At 66.9% G+C, this 16690-nt stretch carries 17 protein-coding genes; 14 read left to right on the forward strand and 3 right to left on the reverse strand.

The features are described from left to right. The first annotated feature begins 69 nt into the window (after window positions 1-69). On the forward strand, window positions 70-1446 hold the full coding sequence (locus ACWF5H_RS02215; RefSeq protein WP_452034550.1) for an MFS transporter: 1377 nt from the start codon (window positions 70-72) through the stop codon (window positions 1444-1446). A 112-nt stretch (window positions 1447-1558) separates the two neighbouring features. On the opposite strand, the gene ACWF5H_RS02220 is transcribed toward ACWF5H_RS02215, so the two are convergent. Further along, a complete protein-coding gene (locus ACWF5H_RS02220) occupies window positions 1559-2392 on the reverse strand; it encodes an aldo/keto reductase (RefSeq protein ID WP_452034551.1) in 834 nt (277 codons plus the stop codon). A 131-nt stretch (window positions 2393-2523) separates the two neighbouring features. Continuing rightward, window positions 2524-2958 carry a helix-turn-helix domain-containing protein gene (locus ACWF5H_RS02225; RefSeq protein ID WP_452034552.1) on the reverse strand — a complete coding sequence of 145 codons (435 nt, stop codon included), beginning with the start codon at window positions 2956-2958 and terminating at the stop codon, window positions 2524-2526. 189 nt (window positions 2959-3147) lie between these two features. On the opposite strand from ACWF5H_RS02225, the gene ACWF5H_RS02230 reads away from it, so the two are divergent. Both ACWF5H_RS02230 and ACWF5H_RS02235 read left to right on the forward strand, forming a co-directional pair. Continuing rightward, window positions 3148-3747 carry a DedA family protein gene (locus ACWF5H_RS02230; RefSeq protein ID WP_452034553.1) on the forward strand — a complete coding sequence of 200 codons (600 nt, stop codon included), beginning with the start codon at window positions 3148-3150 and terminating at the stop codon, window positions 3745-3747. Between the two features lie 97 nt (window positions 3748-3844). Next, on the forward strand, window positions 3845-4690 hold the full coding sequence (locus ACWF5H_RS02235) for an HpcH/HpaI aldolase/citrate lyase family protein (protein WP_364649302.1): 846 nt from the start codon (window positions 3845-3847) through the stop codon (window positions 4688-4690). 94 nt (window positions 4691-4784) lie between these two features. Here ACWF5H_RS02235 and ACWF5H_RS02240 read toward each other — a convergent pair whose 3' ends face one another. Beyond that, a complete protein-coding gene (locus ACWF5H_RS02240; protein ID WP_452034555.1) occupies window positions 4785-5645 on the reverse strand; it encodes an SDR family oxidoreductase in 861 nt (286 codons plus the stop codon). A 136-nt stretch (window positions 5646-5781) separates the two neighbouring features. Here ACWF5H_RS02240 and gluQRS point away from each other — a divergent pair, with 136 nt between their 5' ends. The 11 genes from gluQRS (at window position 5782) to ACWF5H_RS02295 (ending at window position 16671) form a co-directional block, all read left to right on the forward strand. Then, complete coding sequence (gene gluQRS, locus ACWF5H_RS02245; protein ID WP_452034557.1) at window positions 5782-6714, forward strand: tRNA glutamyl-Q(34) synthetase GluQRS; 933 nt, start codon at window positions 5782-5784, stop codon at window positions 6712-6714. Between the two features lie 67 nt (window positions 6715-6781). Further along, window positions 6782-7588 (forward strand): SGNH/GDSL hydrolase family protein, encoded by an 807-nt coding sequence (locus tag ACWF5H_RS02250; RefSeq protein ID WP_452034559.1) that lies wholly within the window; start codon window positions 6782-6784, stop codon window positions 7586-7588. A 153-nt stretch (window positions 7589-7741) separates the two neighbouring features. Beyond that, the gene (locus ACWF5H_RS02255) at window positions 7742-9013 is read left to right on the forward strand and encodes an MFS transporter (RefSeq protein WP_452034560.1); all 1272 of its coding nucleotides are present in this window, start codon (window positions 7742-7744) and stop codon (window positions 9011-9013) included. A 410-nt stretch (window positions 9014-9423) separates the two neighbouring features. Continuing rightward, window positions 9424-10596, forward strand: a complete 1173-nt coding sequence (locus ACWF5H_RS02260; RefSeq protein ID WP_452034561.1) for a cytochrome P450 — start codon at window positions 9424-9426, stop codon at window positions 10594-10596. Next, complete coding sequence (locus tag ACWF5H_RS02265; RefSeq protein ID WP_452034563.1) at window positions 10593-10787, forward strand: ferredoxin; 195 nt, start codon at window positions 10593-10595, stop codon at window positions 10785-10787. Before ACWF5H_RS02260 ends, ACWF5H_RS02265 begins: the two co-directional genes overlap by 4 nt. After that, window positions 10784-11968 (forward strand): NAD(P)/FAD-dependent oxidoreductase, encoded by a 1185-nt coding sequence (locus ACWF5H_RS02270; protein WP_452034564.1) that lies wholly within the window; start codon window positions 10784-10786, stop codon window positions 11966-11968. Before ACWF5H_RS02265 ends, ACWF5H_RS02270 begins: the two co-directional genes overlap by 4 nt. An 86-nt stretch (window positions 11969-12054) precedes the next feature. Further along, entirely contained in the window at window positions 12055-12669 is a 615-nt protein-coding gene (locus ACWF5H_RS02275; protein WP_452034566.1) for a TetR/AcrR family transcriptional regulator, read from the forward strand. 398 nt (window positions 12670-13067) lie between these two features. Next, the gene (locus ACWF5H_RS02280) at window positions 13068-14243 is read left to right on the forward strand and encodes a zinc-dependent alcohol dehydrogenase (RefSeq protein WP_452034568.1); all 1176 of its coding nucleotides are present in this window, start codon (window positions 13068-13070) and stop codon (window positions 14241-14243) included. Window positions 14244-14339: 96 nt separating this feature from the next. Next, a complete protein-coding gene (locus tag ACWF5H_RS02285) occupies window positions 14340-14525 on the forward strand; it encodes a hypothetical protein (RefSeq protein ID WP_452034570.1) in 186 nt (61 codons plus the stop codon). 260 nt (window positions 14526-14785) lie between these two features. Next, window positions 14786-15754 carry an asparaginase gene (locus ACWF5H_RS02290; protein WP_452034571.1) on the forward strand — a complete coding sequence of 323 codons (969 nt, stop codon included), beginning with the start codon at window positions 14786-14788 and terminating at the stop codon, window positions 15752-15754. Window positions 15755-15783: 29 nt separating this feature from the next. After that, window positions 15784-16671, forward strand: coding sequence for a polysaccharide deacetylase family protein (locus tag ACWF5H_RS02295; RefSeq protein WP_364649338.1), 888 nt, complete (start codon window positions 15784-15786; stop codon window positions 16669-16671). Window positions 16672-16690: the final 19 nt, after the last annotated feature.

Below are 16690 nucleotides of genomic sequence, written 5' to 3' on the forward strand. Positions count from 1 at the left end.
CGTCGCACACCGCCGTCGCAGTTCGAAGCAAGCGCTCTTGGCACCAGATCCAGAAGAGAAGTAGGCAGTATGGACATCAAGGCACGCATCGAAGCGTCTCCGATGACGAAGGCGCAGGTTGGCATTGTTGCCATCTGTCTCGCCCTAAACTTCATCGACGGCTACGACGTCCTGGTCATGGCCTTCAGCGCGACGGCGATCACCGAAGCCTGGGGGCTGAGTGGGTCGGATCTGGGCATCCTGCTCAGCTCCGCGCTGGCTGGCATGACCATCGGCGCGATCTTCGTGGCACAGATCGCGGACAAGATCGGCCGCCGGAAAACCATCATCCTGGCCACCTCTGTGATCACGCTCGGGATGTTCGCCTCCGCGATGGCTCCGAGCTACGAGGTCCTGTTGGTGCTTCGCATCCTCACCGGCATCGCGGTGGGAACCATGCAGACCAGTCTGAACGTGATGGTGGCCGAATACGCCAACGCTAGGCGACGGGCCACGGCCGTGAGCATCTACGCCGCCGGTCAACCCATCGGCGGTGTGCTTGGCGGCATCATCGTGGCCGCTCTCCTGACCTACTTCGAATGGCACGCTGGGTTCATTTTCGGCGGCGTGATCACGCTGGCCATGCTCCCCATCGTGATCAAGTGGCTGCCCGAGTCCATCGACTACCTGAATGCCAAGCGCCCCGAGAACGCCCTGGCGGAGGTCAACAAGGTCCTGGTCCGGCTGGAGCAGCCCAAGCTCGACGCGCTTCCTGCCGCTCCGGACACCACCGGACGGCCGAAGAACAACCTAGTAGCGGTCTTCGCCAACGGTCAGGCCAAGAAAACAGTGCTGCTGGCCTTCGCCTTCATGATGATCATGGGCAGCTTCTACTTCGCCAACTCCTGGACCCCGCGACTGCTGACCGAATCCGGATATTCGGCCAACCAGGGCATCACCGCTGGCGTGCTGTTCAGCGTCGGCGCGATTATCGGTGCAATGGTCTTCGCCTGGGCTGGCGCCCGGTTCCCGCTCAAGCGCACGCTGGCCGTCTTCTTCGTCCTGGCGGCGGTATCCTTCGCCGTCTTTGCGCTGCTGGCCGACACGCTGAATCCGGCGCTGATGGGAGCGGTGTTGCTGGGCATGCTCACTAATGCGTCCATTGCCGGCATGTTCACCATTGGCCCGGTCTACTATGACGCCGCGGTGCGCGCCACCGCGGTGGGCCTGATCGGCGGCATCGGCCGGTGCGGCGGGATCATCTCGCCGATCCTTGCCGGAGCGCTGGTGGATGCCGGCTGGATCCCGGGCAACATCTACTTTGTGTTTGTGCTGCCGCTGGTGCTGGGTGCCGTTGCCCTGCTGGTGCTGCGCAAACCGGCGTCGCTGCTGGCTCCGGCCGCCACCCAGCCGGAAGTCACCCAGCCAGAAGCCGCCCAGTCGGAAGCCCTGGTCGAAAGCCGCTAGGACCCGACGCTGCCGTTGCGGGCGCTCCTCCCACCGGAGGGGCGCCCGCTGCGCGTCCGGACAGAACCGTTCCAGCGGCAGGTGAATGGCGGCTAGGCACCGGACCAGCCGCCTAGTGCCCGAAGACGTCGGCGTCGGCAATGTCCTTGGTACCGCGGTCCAGCGCGGACAATTGGTCCAACTCCGCGGCCTCCATCATGAAGTCAAAAATGGCGAAGTTCTCGGCCAGCCGTTCCGGGTGCGCGGACTTGGGGATGGGTAGGTGCCCCAACTGGGTGTGCCAGCGCAGCACTACCTGGGCAGGACTCTTGCCGTACTTTTCGGCCAGGGCCTTCACTGCCGGTTCGCTGAGCAGGTCCCCGCCCTTGCCCAGCGGACTCCATGATTCCGTCACGATGCCGTGTCCGCGGTGGATCTCCACCAAGTCGCTGCGGGTGTGCCGCGGGTCCAACTGGATCTGGTTGACCTCGGGCACCAGGCCGGCATCGAACAACCGCTGCAGGTGCGCGGGCTTGAAGTTGGACGTGCCGATAGCCCGCACGCTCCCGTCAGCCAGCAGCCGGGTGAGTCCCTGGAACGCCTCCACGTAGCGGTCCTGCGCGGGATTCGGCCAGTGGATCAGCAGCAAGTCCACGTAGTCAACGCCCAGCCGCCGGGCGCTGGCCTCGAAAGCCGCCCGCGCGCCGTCGATGCTGTGCCACTCCTTGTTGAACTTGGTGGTGATGAAGACGTCGGACCGGTCCAGTCCGCTGCGCCGCAAGCCTTCGCCCACGCCCTCTTCGTTCTGGTAGTTCTCCGCCGTGTCGATCAGCCGGTAGCCCAGCCCGAGGGCGGTTTCGACCGTCCGGGCAACGTCGGCATTGTCCAGAGGCCAGGTTCCCAGCCCAAGCAACGGCATTTTGGCCCCATTGCGCAGGGTCACGAGCGGAGCAAGCAGGTCGGCCACGATGAGAGTCTCCTCTGGTTGTCCTTCCGGCCCGACCTCCGGGCCAGTGGCACCCAGCCTAAGCGCGATCGCGTGCGCTGTGCACCCCGGCGGCGGCTGCCAGTGCCGGAACGCGGGAAGCGAGCCGAGCCTTACCGGCGGGAGGGCGCGGTTGAGCCGCCGGCTGCCTCCGGCGCCGATTCCGGGGTACCCGCGTCCGGAGCCGCGGTGCGGGTCTCCAGCCAGGCCAGCACATCGGAGAGCCGGATCCGCCGGTGCGTCCCGCGGTACTGGACCGGAATGGTGCCGGCGTCGGTCAAGCGCCGCATATAGGTCAGTGAGACCCCGGCAACCTCCGCCGCCTGCGACGTGTTCAGCAGTTCCACCGAGGAGCTGACCATCACCGCGTCGCCGTGGGCAAACCGCCGCAGCATGTCGACGACGGCGTTCGCCGCCTGGGCGGGCAGCTTCATCGCCGTGCCGTTCACGAACACGGTGACATCGGCGCTTTCGTCGAGCGCGCGCTGCAGCCGCTGCGCCTGGGCAGCGGGAAGGGCGTCGGCGGTGCGGGGCGTCAGCTGGGCCATGAACCAAGCGTAGGTCACTTCCCCCGCCCGACGGCGGAAGGTGCGCGTCGCCGTCGTCGTCAGAATCTGGCGCGCACTTCAGGAGACATTGACATTCCTTCGGGCGGTAACGTTAGGTGCTCCTAGCACCACCGCCGACATGGAACCGCCTCCCCATGCCGCCATCCGCCCCACCCGCAGGAGGACACCGTGCGGCAGACGCGCTCGCTGAGCCGGACCGCGGCCGCTGCCTCCGTGCACCGCAAGCCGGAAGGTGCCGGGGCCGCTGCGCCGGGGGGAGCAGCGGAGCGTAGTGGAGCCTGCGGCCTGATGGAGCAGATTGCCAGCCTCCCGTTCGGGCTTTCGGTGCTCATCTTGTTTGGCATTGTGATGCTGCGCGCCAACGCCACGTATTGGGCCGGTCGGGCCGTGGCCGCCGGCGGCCGGCACACCCGCTTGGCGCGCCAACTGGATTCGCCGCCGATGCGCCGCGCGGAGGCGGTCATCGCGCGCTGGGGAGCCCCCGCCGTCGCGCTCTGTTTCCTCACCGTGGGCATCCAGACGGCGGTCAATGCCACGGCGGGGTTGGGCCGCATGCCGCTGCGCCGGTATCTGCCGGCCGTGGTGATCGGCTCGGTGTTGTGGGCGGTGCTCTACGCCACCGTCGGACTGGCGGCGCTGGAAGCCTGGCTGGCCGCGACCGCGGGCTCCCCGGCGGGGATCGGCGTCGTGGTGCTGCTGGCCGTCGCGGTGGCGGTGGGAATCGTGCTGGCCCGGCGTCGTCGGCGGCGGGACCAGGCCTCCGCCTGATGCGCCGGGGCGCCGGCGCCGACCACGTGGCAGACGCCTCAGCCGGTAATCATCCCGCCGTTGGTGGCTCCGGCGGCGGAAACATTAGGCTAGGGGTATGCCCGCTTTCAGAAACCGTCGTGCCGCTGCCCTCCCCGCCAAACTTTCCCGCTCCTGGCTGCTGGCCTCCGCTGCGGACAAAGCGAATTTTGGCCCGGCGCTCGCCTCTGAAGCGGACTCGGTCATTTTCGACATGGAAGACGCCGTACCCGCCGCGGGCAAGGCCGAGGCCCGCGAGCGCGTGGTGGAGGCGCTGTCCACCGGCATGACTGCCTGGGTCCGCGTGAACGGCATCGAAACCGAATACTGGGCCGACGATCTGGCCGCCCTGTCCAAGGCGCCGGGCCTGCGCGGCGTCATGCTGGCGATGACGGAGAAGCCCGAGCAGGTCACGCACACCGCCATGCGGCTGCAGGCCGGCACCCCGGTCCTCGCGCTGATCGAGTCCGCCATCGGCATCGAGAACGCCACGGACATCGCCCGCGCGCCGGGCACCTTCCGGCTGGCCTTCGGCGTGGGCGACTTCCGCCGTGACACCGGCGCCAGCGATTCACCGATGGCGCTGGCCTACGCCCGCTCCCGGCTGGTGGTCGCCTCCCGGGTGGGCCAGCTGCCCGGCCCGATCGACGGCCCCACCGTGGGCGCACTCGGCGAGGAACTGCTCGAGGCCTGCAAGGTGACCGCGTCCATGGGCATGACCGGCAAGCTCTGCCTGCTCACCGATGCCGCGGACACCATCAACCAGGGGCTCTCGCCCAGCGACTCGGAGATCAAGTGGGCGCACGAGCTGCTGGACGCGCACGCGGCCGGCGCCGTGGTGGGCGACGGATCCTACCTGCCGCGCCTGGCCCGCGCCGAGAAGATCTCCTCGCTGGCGGATTCCTACGGCCTCTGGAACGCGTAAAGCGCTAGGCTCGGGCCAGCCCCGGCTTCGGGGCCCCGACGGCGGTGCCTCCGACGGCGTCTGACGGCAGTACCGCCGGCGTGCTTGCCCCGGGTCAGTCCCTGGCGAACAGCTCGCGCAGGCTCAGCGCCGGACGCCCGGTCAGCAGGTCCACGTCGTGGGTCACCCGGTCCAGCTCCCCGGCGGCGATCGCCGTGTAGGTGCTGACCCAGGCATCCACCTGCCAGTCTGGGGCGCCGTAGGGCGCGCGGCTGGCGTACGCCTCCTCCAGCGTTTCGTCGAGGAACGACGTCGGACGGCCGGTTGCCTCCGCGATGGCCGCTGCCGCTTCGGCCAGGGTCACCGATTCCGGACCGGTCAGCTCGTAGGTGAAGCCGGCGTGTGGCATGGGTTCGGCCAAGATGGCGGCGGCCGCCCGGGCCACGTCTGCGCGGGCCACAAAACCGGCCTTCCCCTCGCCTGCCGGCCCGCGGATCACGCCGGCCTCGTCGGCGAAGAGCGGCAGGATGTCTGCGTAGAGGTTGTTGCGCAGCAGCGTGTGCTTCAGGCCGGACCCGCGAAGTTTCTCCTCGGTGGCGAAGTGGTCGCGTGCCAGCGTGAAGGTGGCGTCCTCGGCCGCGCCGATGAACGAGGTGTAGACGATGTGTTCCACGCCCGCGTCGATGGCGGCGTCGATGAAGGTGAAGTGCTGCTGAAGCCTGTCTTCGGCTTCGGCCGCGGAGACCATGAACAGGGTCTCGATGCCCTCCAGCGCCGCGGTCGCGGCGGCCTTGTCAGCGTAGCCGGCGCGCGCCGTCGTCGTTCCCGGCAGTTGCGGCGCTCGGGAGGGATCGCGCAGGATCAGCCGTAGCGGCAGGTTCTGCTCCGCCAGCAAGCTGGCCACCATCCCGCCAACTTGGCCAGTGGATCCGGTGATGGCAATCGGGGTTGCCGCAGGGGAGTCGGGTGCGCTCATGGGTACAGCATATTAGCCCGCGGCACCACCAGGCAGGCGAGGTGGCCGACCGCGGCTGTTCCCTGCCACCGGCCGGGCCTTGCCAGCCCGGCGGCCGGCCGCTTCCGGCCCGCTACCGTCCTGCTAACGTGGGGACGTGCCAGCAGTCCAGAGTTCCGCCGGTCCGCCGGCGTCCGCCGGCAGGTTCGCACCCAGCCCCTCCGGTGAACTGCACATCGGCAACCTGCGCACCGCGATGCTGGCCTGGCTCTTCGCGCGCAGCAGTGGACGCCGCTTCCTCATCCGGGTAGAGGACCTGGACCGTGCCCGCTCCGGCTTTGAGGCCCAGCAGCTCGAAGACCTGGCCGCCATCGGACTCAACTGGGACGGCGAGGTGGTGCGGCAGACCGACCGCGGGCCGATCTACCAGCGGGCCCTCGAGCAGCTGGCCGGGGCCGGTCTGGTCTACGAATGCTTCTGCACACGGCGGGAAATTGCGGAAGCGCCCAGCGCTCCGCACGCCCCGGAAGGCGCCTACCCGGGGACCTGCCGCAACTTGACCGACGCCGAACGCGAGGAGCGCCGCCAGGGCCGACCCGCCGCGCTGCGGCTGCGCGCGGACACCGCCAGCTACACGGTCGCCGACCTGCTGCACGGGGACTACACCGGTTTGGTGGACGACTTTGTGCTGCGGCGAAATGACGGTGTGCCCGCCTACAACCTCGCGGTGGTGGTGGATGATGCGGCCCAGGGCGTTGACCAGGTGGTGCGCGGCGACGATCTGCTGTCCTCCGCGCCGCGGCAGGCGTATCTTGCCCAGCTGCTGGAGTTGCCGCCGGTGGAATACGCCCACGTGCCGCTGGTTCTCAATGAACGACGGCGGCGCCTGGCCAAGCGAGATGGTGCGGTGACGCTGGGGGCGCTGGCGATGGTCGGTTTCAACACGGCCGCCGTGCGCGGCATGCTGCTGGAGTCGCTGGGCCTGCCGGACGTGCCGCTGGACCGGTTGGCCGCCGACTTCCGGCCAAAGGCGCTCCCGCTTCAGCCGTGGATTTTCGACCCGCCGCAGGTGGCACTCTCCCGCGGCTGACCTTTCCGCACCTCGACCTTCACGCGGAGTTTGCCCGGGCTTTCCCCGTCCGCGCTAGCGTGAGCGCGTGGGCGGACTCTTCGTGGCGTTGGGCGACAGCTTTACCGAGGGGGTCGGGGACTACAACCCGAACTTCCCGAACGGGGTCCGCGGTTGGGCTGACCGGGTGGCCAAGCAACTGGGCAAGCAGGACCCGGACTTCCGCTACGCCAACCTTGCGGTTCGCAGCAAGCGGCTGCACCAGATCATTGCCGACCAGTTGGAACCGGCCATTGCCATGCAGCCCACGTTGGTCTCCTTCTACGCGGGCGGCAACGACATCCTGGAGTTCAAGCGGAGCATGCCCGAGCTGCTGGCGGAATACGAATCGGCCATCAGGCGGCTGGCCGAGACCGGCGCGCGCCTGATCCTTTTCACCGGGTTCGAGGTGATGCTGCCGCCGGTGCTGGAACCGATGCGGCGGCGCAACTGGACGTTCAACGAGGCAGTCCGGGAAATGTCCCGCCGCTACGATGCCGTGCTGGTGGACCACTGGGCGTTCGAGCGATACCAGGACCGCCGGATGTGGGACACGGACAGGCTGCACATGTCCCCGCTGGGGCACAGATACATGGCCGCCCGAGTGCTCGAGGCCCTCGGCGTCGACCACACCCTCCGGCTGAAGCAGCCCGAGACCCTGGTGCCGGCCGGTTGGCGGCAGGCGGTCCGCCGCGAACGCGATTGGCTGCAGGAGTGGGTGATCCCGATGTTCGGGCGCAAGTTCAAGGGCGTCACCTTGGGAGACAATCTGCCGCCGCGTTGGCCGGAGCCGGTGCGCGTCTCGCGCGGTCTGAAGAAGCTCGCCAGGCAGCGTTCTGCCGCCTGGGATGGCTGAAGAACTGCCCGATTGTCGCTTCAGACCCGCCGTTTGCCGAACACGCAGACATAAACGGAACGGTTGTGCCGGCTTATTCGGCAGCGGTTGTACGCTGTTGCCACGGAAGAGGCCTGCGGCGATGCCGCATCGTCGGGTAGGGAGGCTGCCGCCATGACAGTCCAGGAACCGCGCGAGCCGGTGCCGGCGCTCACTGTTCCGGCGGCGTTCCAGGAACCCGTCGCCAAGGTCCGTGCCGGCTGGGTGACCGCCGTCGTGCTCACCAATCTCGGCATCAATGCGGCGTTCTTCGGCCCGCTGCAGGTCCTGCTGGCGCAGCAATCGCAGACCTTCGACGCGGTGAATAAGGAAGCAGTCCTCGCGCTGGCCACCGGATTCGGCGCTGCCGTTTCGCTGGTCGCGAATCCGATCTTCGGCGCGCTGAGCGACCGCACCACGTCCCGGTTCGGACGGCGGGTGCCATGGGCGCTCGCCGGCGGGATCCTGGGCTTCGCGGCACTGCTGCTGCTTTCCGGCGCGCCCAACATCGCCGTGATGGTGATCGGCTGGTGCCTGGTGCAGGCCGGATGCAACGGAGCCTACGCGGCCGTCACCGCCAGCATCCCGGACCGTGTGCCCCGGCGGCAGCGCGGCCGGATCGGCGGATTGGCCGCCATCGGGCAGACGCTGGGCATCGTGATGGGCGCCGTGTTGGCAAACTTGGCCGGCGGCTTTGCCGCCGGTTACATCTACTGCGCCGTCTTCCTGCTGGCCAGCATCGTCCCGTTCGTGATTGCCGGCCGGGATACGCCCCTGGATAAGAAAGACCGCCAATCCTTCGCTTGGTCAAGGTTCCTCAAGAGCTTTTGGATTTCCCCTGCCAAACATCCGGATTTCGGCTGGGCGTGGCTGACCCGGTTCCTGGTCAACCTGGGCAACAACATCTTCACCCTCTACCTGTTTTTCTTCCTGCAGGACGCCGTGGGACATCCGAACCCCGCCGCCGGCGTGCTCCTGCTGACCGGCATTTACGCCGCCACGGTGGTGCTGATGGCCTTGCTCGGCGGACCGCTGAGCGACCGGGTGGGACGGCGCAAGCCGTTCGTGATCGGGTCCTCGGTGACCATCGCGACTGCCTCCGTCATTGTGGCCGTTGCTCCTGCGTGGCCGACGGTGATCGTGGCTGCGATGGTCCTCGGGGCGGGCTTCGGCATGTTCCTGGCCGTGGACTTCGCCCTGCTGACGGAGGTCCTGCCCAGCGCTGCCGACCGCGGCAAGGACATGGGCGTCATCAACATCGCTGCCTCCTCGCCGCAAGTCATTGCCCCGCTGATCGCCGCCCCCACCGTGCTCTACCTCGGCGGCTACACCGCGCTGTTCGCCCTGTCCGCCGTGATCGGGCTGCTGGGTGCGGTCTTCGTGGTCAAGATCAAGGGCGTGCGCTGATCGGGGCGGCCCCACGGCCAGACAGAATAACGACGGCGGGTGGCTGCGTGACGCCACTACCCGTGGTCGGAGAAGAGGACTGGGTTTAGTCAACGACCTCGAACGTGATGGTCTCGGCGAGCCCACGCCGTGCACATCGGCCGCGGCGACCTCGGTTGTGCTCGCCGACGGCCACGCCGGCCGGCAGCTACGGGCGCACATGGCATGACGGAGCGTCTATATATGACCCAGATCATAAATTTGCTTGACACGCTGTAAAGTTTACGGTCACACTGTCATGGACGTCTCAACGTTGAGCCGCCGCCCGCACCGGGTGCCCACCCGGTGGCGCCGTAGGAGAGCGCCGAAGCGGCCATCTGAGCCGCGCCCACTGCACGCCACCCCGCCTGACATTCCCCGAGGAGAACACCGTGACCGCACCTCTCGAATCAGACATCGATATTTGGAACGACGACGTCCTCGTCGACCCTTACCCCACCTACGCCGCTCTGCGCGAGCAGGCCGGCGTCGTGCACCTGCCGAAGAACGACCTGTATGTCCTGACCCGATATGACACCATCCGGGATGCCCTCGGGGATCCGGAGACGTTCTCATCCACCAGCCTTGGTTTCAACCCGATGGTGAACGAAGCGCTGCAGGGCACCTCGCTTGCCTCCGATCCGCCACTGCACACCCAGCTGCGCGCGACGCTGTCAGCGAATCTCACACCACGCGCCCTGCGCGGCCTGAAGGTCACCATCGATGAGAAGGCGGACAAGCTCGTTGCAGAGCTCGTTGCCAGCGGCAGCTTTGACGCCGTTGACTCCCTGGCCCGCGCCTTCCCGCTTGAGATCGTCGCCGACCTCGTCGGCTTCAGCGGCCACGTGAAGGACAACATGCTGCGTTGGGGGCAGGCGGCCATGCAGGTCTTGGGCCCGATGAACCACCGCACCCAGGAGAACTTCCCGATCGCCGGCGAGCTCTACGGCTGGTGCGCCTCGGTAACCGCCGACGACCTCGTGCCGGGCTCGATTGGGCGCGGCATCTTCGACGCCGAGAGCCGCGGCGACATTCCCGAAGGGTCAGCCGGACACATCATCCACCAGTACCTTGGAGCCGGTGTCGACACCACCATCGCCTCCATCGGCAATATCGTCGCACTCTTCGGCCGCCATCCCGAACAGCTTCAACTCGTGCGCGAAAACCCGGAGCTTGTTTCGGCAGCCTTCGCCGAGGTGCTGCGCTACTGGCCCCCGATCCACATCTGGGGCAGAACGGCAACCCGCGACGTCGAGATCGACGGCGCGACCGTTCCCGCGGGAGCCCAGCTGGGAATCCTGTTCGGCGCCGGAAACCGAGACCCGCGCCACTACGAGAACCCCGACGTCTTCGACGTGACCCGCAATCCGGTAGACCACCTCACGTTCGGCTACGGGCCGCACGGCTGCGCCGGTCAAGGCTTGGCGAAGCTTGAGGCACACGCGATCATCGAAGCCCTCGCCCGCCGGGCGAAGGTGCTAGAGACCGGCGACGAGGTCCGGGTTCCGAGCAACATCACCCGCAGCCACGAAAAGCTGGAGGTCGTTAGGGTGGTGGCAGTATGAGGATCGAGCTCGACCGGCCCCGCTGCGAGGGTCACGGGCTCTGCGAGGAAGCCGCGCCGAAGCTCATGCACCTCGACGACGACGGCGAACTCGTGATCGATGTCCCCGAGGTGGACGGGGCGGAGCTGGATGCAGCGAAAGCGGCGGTCCGTGTTTGCCCGGTTGCCGCGCTTCGGTTGGCAGGTAAATGAAGATGCGCCGGATCGTCGTCGTTGGCAATGGCATAGCCGGACTCACCGCTTGCGACTCCTTGCGTTCGAATGGCTTCGACGGTGAACTGACCGTCGTCGGTAGCGAGCCCCACCAACCGTACAGCCGCCCGGCTCTGTCGAAGGCGCTGCTGCACGGCGACGACGGGCTGCAAGCCCACGAGTTGCCCGCGCCGACCCACGAGGCGATCGAGCTGCTCGGCACGAGTGCCGCAGGCCTCGACCCGGACGCGAAGCTCATTCGGCTCGACGGAGGCGATGAGCTGCCGTATGACGGCTTGGTCATTGCCTCCGGCTCCCGTCCCAGGCGTCTCCCTGCGGAACCGCGGCCTGACGGCATCCGCCGGGAACTCACGCTGCGCACCATCGAGGACGCGATGATCCTCAAGCAGCAGGTCGTGGGTCGTCCCTCGGTTGTCGTGGCTGGCGGCGGGCCGCTGGGCATGGAGGTCGCCTCGGGCTTGCTGCACGTCGGTTGCCAGGTCACCCTCGTCACAGACGCGGACCCTCTCTCGCGTCAACTCGGCGACTTCCTATCCGGCGTCTTCGCTTCTGCCGCCGCCCGGCGCGGGCTGCGGGTAGTCAACGGCGGAAGAGCCCGCCTTATCGGCTCCGACGGCGGGACGCGGGTCGCGCTGGCCGACGGCACCCAATGGGAAGCAGATCTCGTCGTCACGGCCGTCGGTGACGTGCCGAACATCGACTGGCTGACGGGCTCGGATCTCCTCGTTGACGGGGCTTTGCGCGTCGATTCACGCGGCCGGCTCCGGCCGGACATTGTCGCCGCCGGTGACGTGGCGTTTTTCCCCACCCGCCACGGGCTGGCGCGGGTGCCGTTGTGGACGAGCGCGATCGACCAGGCCAAGGCCGCGGCCGCCGGCCTGCTCAGGGGCGACGCAGCGCCCGAGCTCGACTTCCAGCCGTACTTCTGGACCGAGGGATTCGGACTGTCGCTGAAGTCGGTCGGTTTCACACCGGTCGCTGGGATGCCCGACTACCAGGAGTCAGGCGACGAGATGGACTCGATGCTGCTGCACTGGGAGAACGGGGACGGATCCGGCACCGCCGCGGCGATCAACTACCGCATCCCCATCCCGAAACTGCGGCGGCTCGCCAACACTGGGCCGGCGGCTCTGCGGCCGGCAGCGCCGGCCAAGCTGTGAGCCGGTGCCGCAACTTTCAGCACGGCTGCCGCAGATGCAATGATCTTCCTGTCCAGGGGCCCTTTTATCACCTATAGGATTGCCTCATGCCGTCGCTGCGAGAAGCTCAAAAACAGCTGACCCGCGACAGGATCGTGGAACGGGCGCTCAAACTCTTCACCGAAAAGGGCTACGCCGCGACGACGATCGACGAGATCGCAGCCGCAGCGGGTACAACCCGGGTGACGTTCTACGCGTACTACTCCTCGCGCAGCGACCTGATGCGGGACTTCATGGCACGCATCAACGCCGTGCTAGACCGCGAGAACGGGCCTGACCTCGCTTCCACGGCACCCGAACTTGTGGACGTGGTGCGTGTAGGCAGGCTCTCGGGCATTCTCGACTGGCTCGAGTCGCGCGCTGCGCTTTGGCCGGACTTCCGCCCTTATCTTGACGTGCTCGAGGAGGCTGCCGCCGTCGACCGGGAGGTGTGGGCACTGCTCAAGGACTGGCGCGAGGAAGTCATCTCCGACCTGATCCGCGGGATGCAGCTGGCCGGGCGATTCTCGGAGGAGACGCACCACGTCCGGGGAATGCTCGCCTTCACGCAGCTCAACTACATCTCCACGCTGTGGACCAGTCGCAGGTTCGATCCGAACCGCGATCAAGCACTCGGGGTGCTCGCCGAAAGCTGGTACCACCTGCTCTGCGACGAAGGCTGAGCCCGCTCGGCGTCGCTTCGGGCACGAAACCGACGCGACTTCGCGGTCTTACGCATACGCATCTACAGTCGTCTATTTAGTTGAGGCGCCAGCTTTCTGCCAAGGGTGAGGGGTAGCGGGGCGCGGGCAGGGCAGCCGCTCCGCATATCGGCATAGACAGCTTGCTTACTATTTTCGTCTGTGCTTATGGTGAGGCTGAAGGCGAAATGAAAGGAAAGCAACGGCTGACCGGCGCTGAAGCAACTGACGAGGAGGGGGGGAACCTTTCCTCATCAGCTCATCCAGACACAATGACTGCCGCGGCGCAGTTGCGGGGACGGGGCACAGTCCGGCCGGGCGTCGACCGCGGCCGAGGGCCGATAACGGCGCCCTGCCGGCGGCCCTGAAAAGGAGGACAGATGAAGGCACTGACATGGCAGGGAAAGCGCTCGGTGAGCGTCGAGGAGGTTCCGGATCCCCGGATCCAAGAACCCACGGACGCGATCGTCCGCATCACTTCGACCGCCATCTGCGGTTCCGACCTGCACCTGTATGAGGTGCTCGGCCCGTTCATGGACAAGGGCGACATCATTGGTCACGAGCCTATGGGGATCGTCGAGGAAGTCGGTTCCGCCGTCACGCATATCAAGGCCGGCGACCGCGTTGTCATCCCTTTCAACGTCTCTTGCGGCCATTGCTTCATGTGTAAGCAGGGACTGCAATCTCAGTGTGAGACCACCCAGGTCCGGGAGTACAACAGCGGTGCGGGTTTCCTGGGCTATTCCCGCCTCTACGGCTCGGTGCCCGGCGGGCAGGCCGAGTACCTGCGCGTTCCCCATGCGGATTATGGTCCTATCAAGGTCCCTAACACGGGTGAGGACGAGCGCTACCTCTTCCTGTCCGACGTTGTGCCCACCGCTTGGCAGGCCGTGCAGTACGCTGCGCCCCCGGAGGGCGGCTCCCTGGCCGTGCTGGGCCTGGGCCCGATCGGCCAGATGTCCGCCCGGATCGGCCGACATCTGGGCTACCGCGTGCTCGCGGTTGACCCGGTCGCCGAGCGACGCGCCATGGCCGAGCGACACGGCGTTGAGACGGTGGACTCTTCCGGCGACGTGGCCGAGCGGCTGAAGGACCTCACGGACGGCCGCGGCCCTGACTCCGTGGTGGACGCGGTCGGAATGGAGGCCCACGATTCACACGTGGCGGGCCTGGCACACAAAGCGGTGGGGCTGCTGCCCTCCCCGCTGGGACGAAAGGCGATGGAGACGGCAGGGGTGGACAAGCTTGACGCTTTGTACACCGCCATCGACGCCGTACGTCGCGGCGGCACGATCTCGATCAGCGGGGTATACGGCGGCATGAAGGATCCCCTGCCGATGCTCACGATGTTCGACAAGCAGCTCCAGCTGCGGATGGGCCAGTGCAACGTGAAGTCCTGGATCGACGATCTGCTGCCGCTGGTCGATGACCCTTCAGACCCGCTCGGCGTCCTCGACCTCAAGACGCACACCGCGCCCCTGAACGAGGCCCCGGCGATGTACGAGATGTTCCAGAAGAAGCAGGACGGCTGCATCAAGGCGGTGCTTAAGCCGTAATCCTGGCACTCGCGACGGCCACAGACCGGCGTCGGGCCCTTGGCTTCCGCCACTGACCGGAGGACGATTAAAAGGTCGAGGTGAAGGAGGTTTGTGATGTGCTACTCCTCGAACAGGGATTTCGGTTGGCGCTTCAGGAAGGAAAACGAGCGCGCTCCGGAGACCCGCCGGGAAGACCAGGACGCCAAGGGCGAGACCTGGACGAAGTCCGATGACTCCGAAGTGAAGGCTTTCCTGGATCAGTCCCCAGCCGACGAACCGGCCAGCGACCGGACGTTGTAGCCGAGTACCTTGATTAACGATTGAAGCCCCGCGGTCACCCTGCGGGGCTTCAATCGTGTCCGAGGTTGACGCTGTGACCGCCCGAAGAGCAGGGTTCCGATGCTGTAGCAGACCGGTGGTGAACCCGGATCCGCCGCTTTGAATGCCCCTTTGTCTTTTCTTGGTGTCATGGGAGTCATATTCTGGAGCCGTTGCAGCTTGCTTTTGAAAGATAGCCCGACCCTTCGGAGCCGGCCCCTCGCTCAAGAAGGAGGCGCGCGGTGGCTCATATCCAATTGCTGGGCACCGGCGGTACTATCGCCTCGCGCAGCCAAGGCGCGCGTGGAGCTGTCGCTAGCGACGCCTCGTCCGCGCTGGCCGATACGCAGTACGGCGACAACTCCGTCCGCGCCAGCGACGTACTAACCATCGGCAGCTACCGGCTGGATCTGGCAGACCTGCGCCGGATCGCCGATGCGGTCGGGCAGGCCCTCGCGGATCCAGATACCGACGGCGTGGTCGTCACCCATGGAACGGACACACTGGAGGAAACGGCGTTCCTGCTCGACCTCGTGCATGCTTCGCCCAAGCCGGTGGTGGTCACCGGTGCCCAACGGACTGCGGATAGTCCAGACGCCGATGGACCACGCAACGTCGCCGAGGCGGTCCGTGCAGCAGCCGACGAGCATTTGCGCGGGGCCGGAGCGCTCGTCTGCTTTAACGGAACAGTCCGCTCCGCACGGGGTGCCCGCAAGGTACACACCACGGCCGGCAGCGCATTCGGCGGCGGCACGGAAGTGGCGCACATGGCAGGCGGCCAACTGGTAGTGACAGCCACGCCCCGCCGCTACCCTCCGTTGCCGATGCCTTCGACCGGGTTCGATGACACCCGGGTGGAGATCATCACCGCCTACCCCGGCGCGACGCCGGACCTGTTGGACTACGCCGTGCAGCTTGGGAGCCGCGCCGTCGTGCTGGCCGGTACGGGGGTCGGCAACGCCGGGCCGGGGTTCGCCGAGGCCGTCAAGCGGGCGACGGGGGATGGCTGCATCGTCGTGCTCAGCACTCGCGCTCCGTGGGGACCCGTAGTCCCGACCTATGGAGATGGCGGCGGTATCGATTTGGTCGAAGCCGGGGCCATCCCCTCGATGGACCTCAACCCCTTCCAGGCGCGCATCCTCACCGCCGTCCTGCTTTCCTACGGCAAACCGCGAGATGAATTCCCGGCAGTGTTCGGAACCTACCTCTAAGAACAATCACCGCCACCAGAGGAGACATTATGTCCAAGAAAATCTACGTCTCGGTCGGTATCGACGTCGACGCCGTCGGCGGCTGGTTGGGTTCCTACGGGGGAGAGGACTCCCCGGGCGACATCTCCCGCGGGCTGTTCGCCGGCGAGGTCGGTGTGCCGCGGCTGCTTCAGCTCGCCCAGCGTCGTGAGATGCCCGTGACCTGGTTTTGGCCGGGGCACTCCGTCGAGACATTTCCGGAGCAGTTCGACGCCGTCGTTGCTGCCGGGCACGAGATCGGGGTGCACGGCTATAGCCATGAAAACCCCATCGCCATGACCCGAAAGCAGGAGACCGAGGTCCTTGACTACTGCACCGACCTCATCGAGCAGCGTTCAGGGCGCAGGCCAGTGGGCTACGTGGCGCCCTGGTGGGAGTTCTCTCCGGTCACCAATGAGATCCTGCTCGAGCGCGGGTTCCTCTATGACCACTCGTTGATGCACAACGACTTCACCCCGTACTACGTGCGGGTTGGGGACAGCTGGACCAAAATCGACTACGAAGCCGAGTCGGCCCGGGAATGGATGAAGCCGCTGGTGCGCGGCCGGGAGACCGATCTCATTGAAGTGGCGGCGTCGTGGTATCTCGATGACCTGCCGCCGATGATGTTCATCAAGTCCAGCCCCAATAGCCACGGCTTCGTCAATCCCCGGGACATCGAGCAGCTCTGGCAAGACCAGTTTGACTGGGTGTACCGCGAGATGGATTACGCCGTCTTCCCCATCACCATCCACCCCGATGTCTCGGGCAAGCCGCAGAACCTGCTCATGCTGGAGCGGCTGTTCGACCACATCCAACAGCATGACGGCGTCGAGTTCGCCTTCATGGAAGACCTCGCGCGGGACTTCGCCGCCCGCCACCCCCGAAAGGACTCCTGAGTCCTTGCGTCACGGAAAG

It is taken from the genome of Arthrobacter sp. NPDC055138 (genome assembly GCF_053607305.1).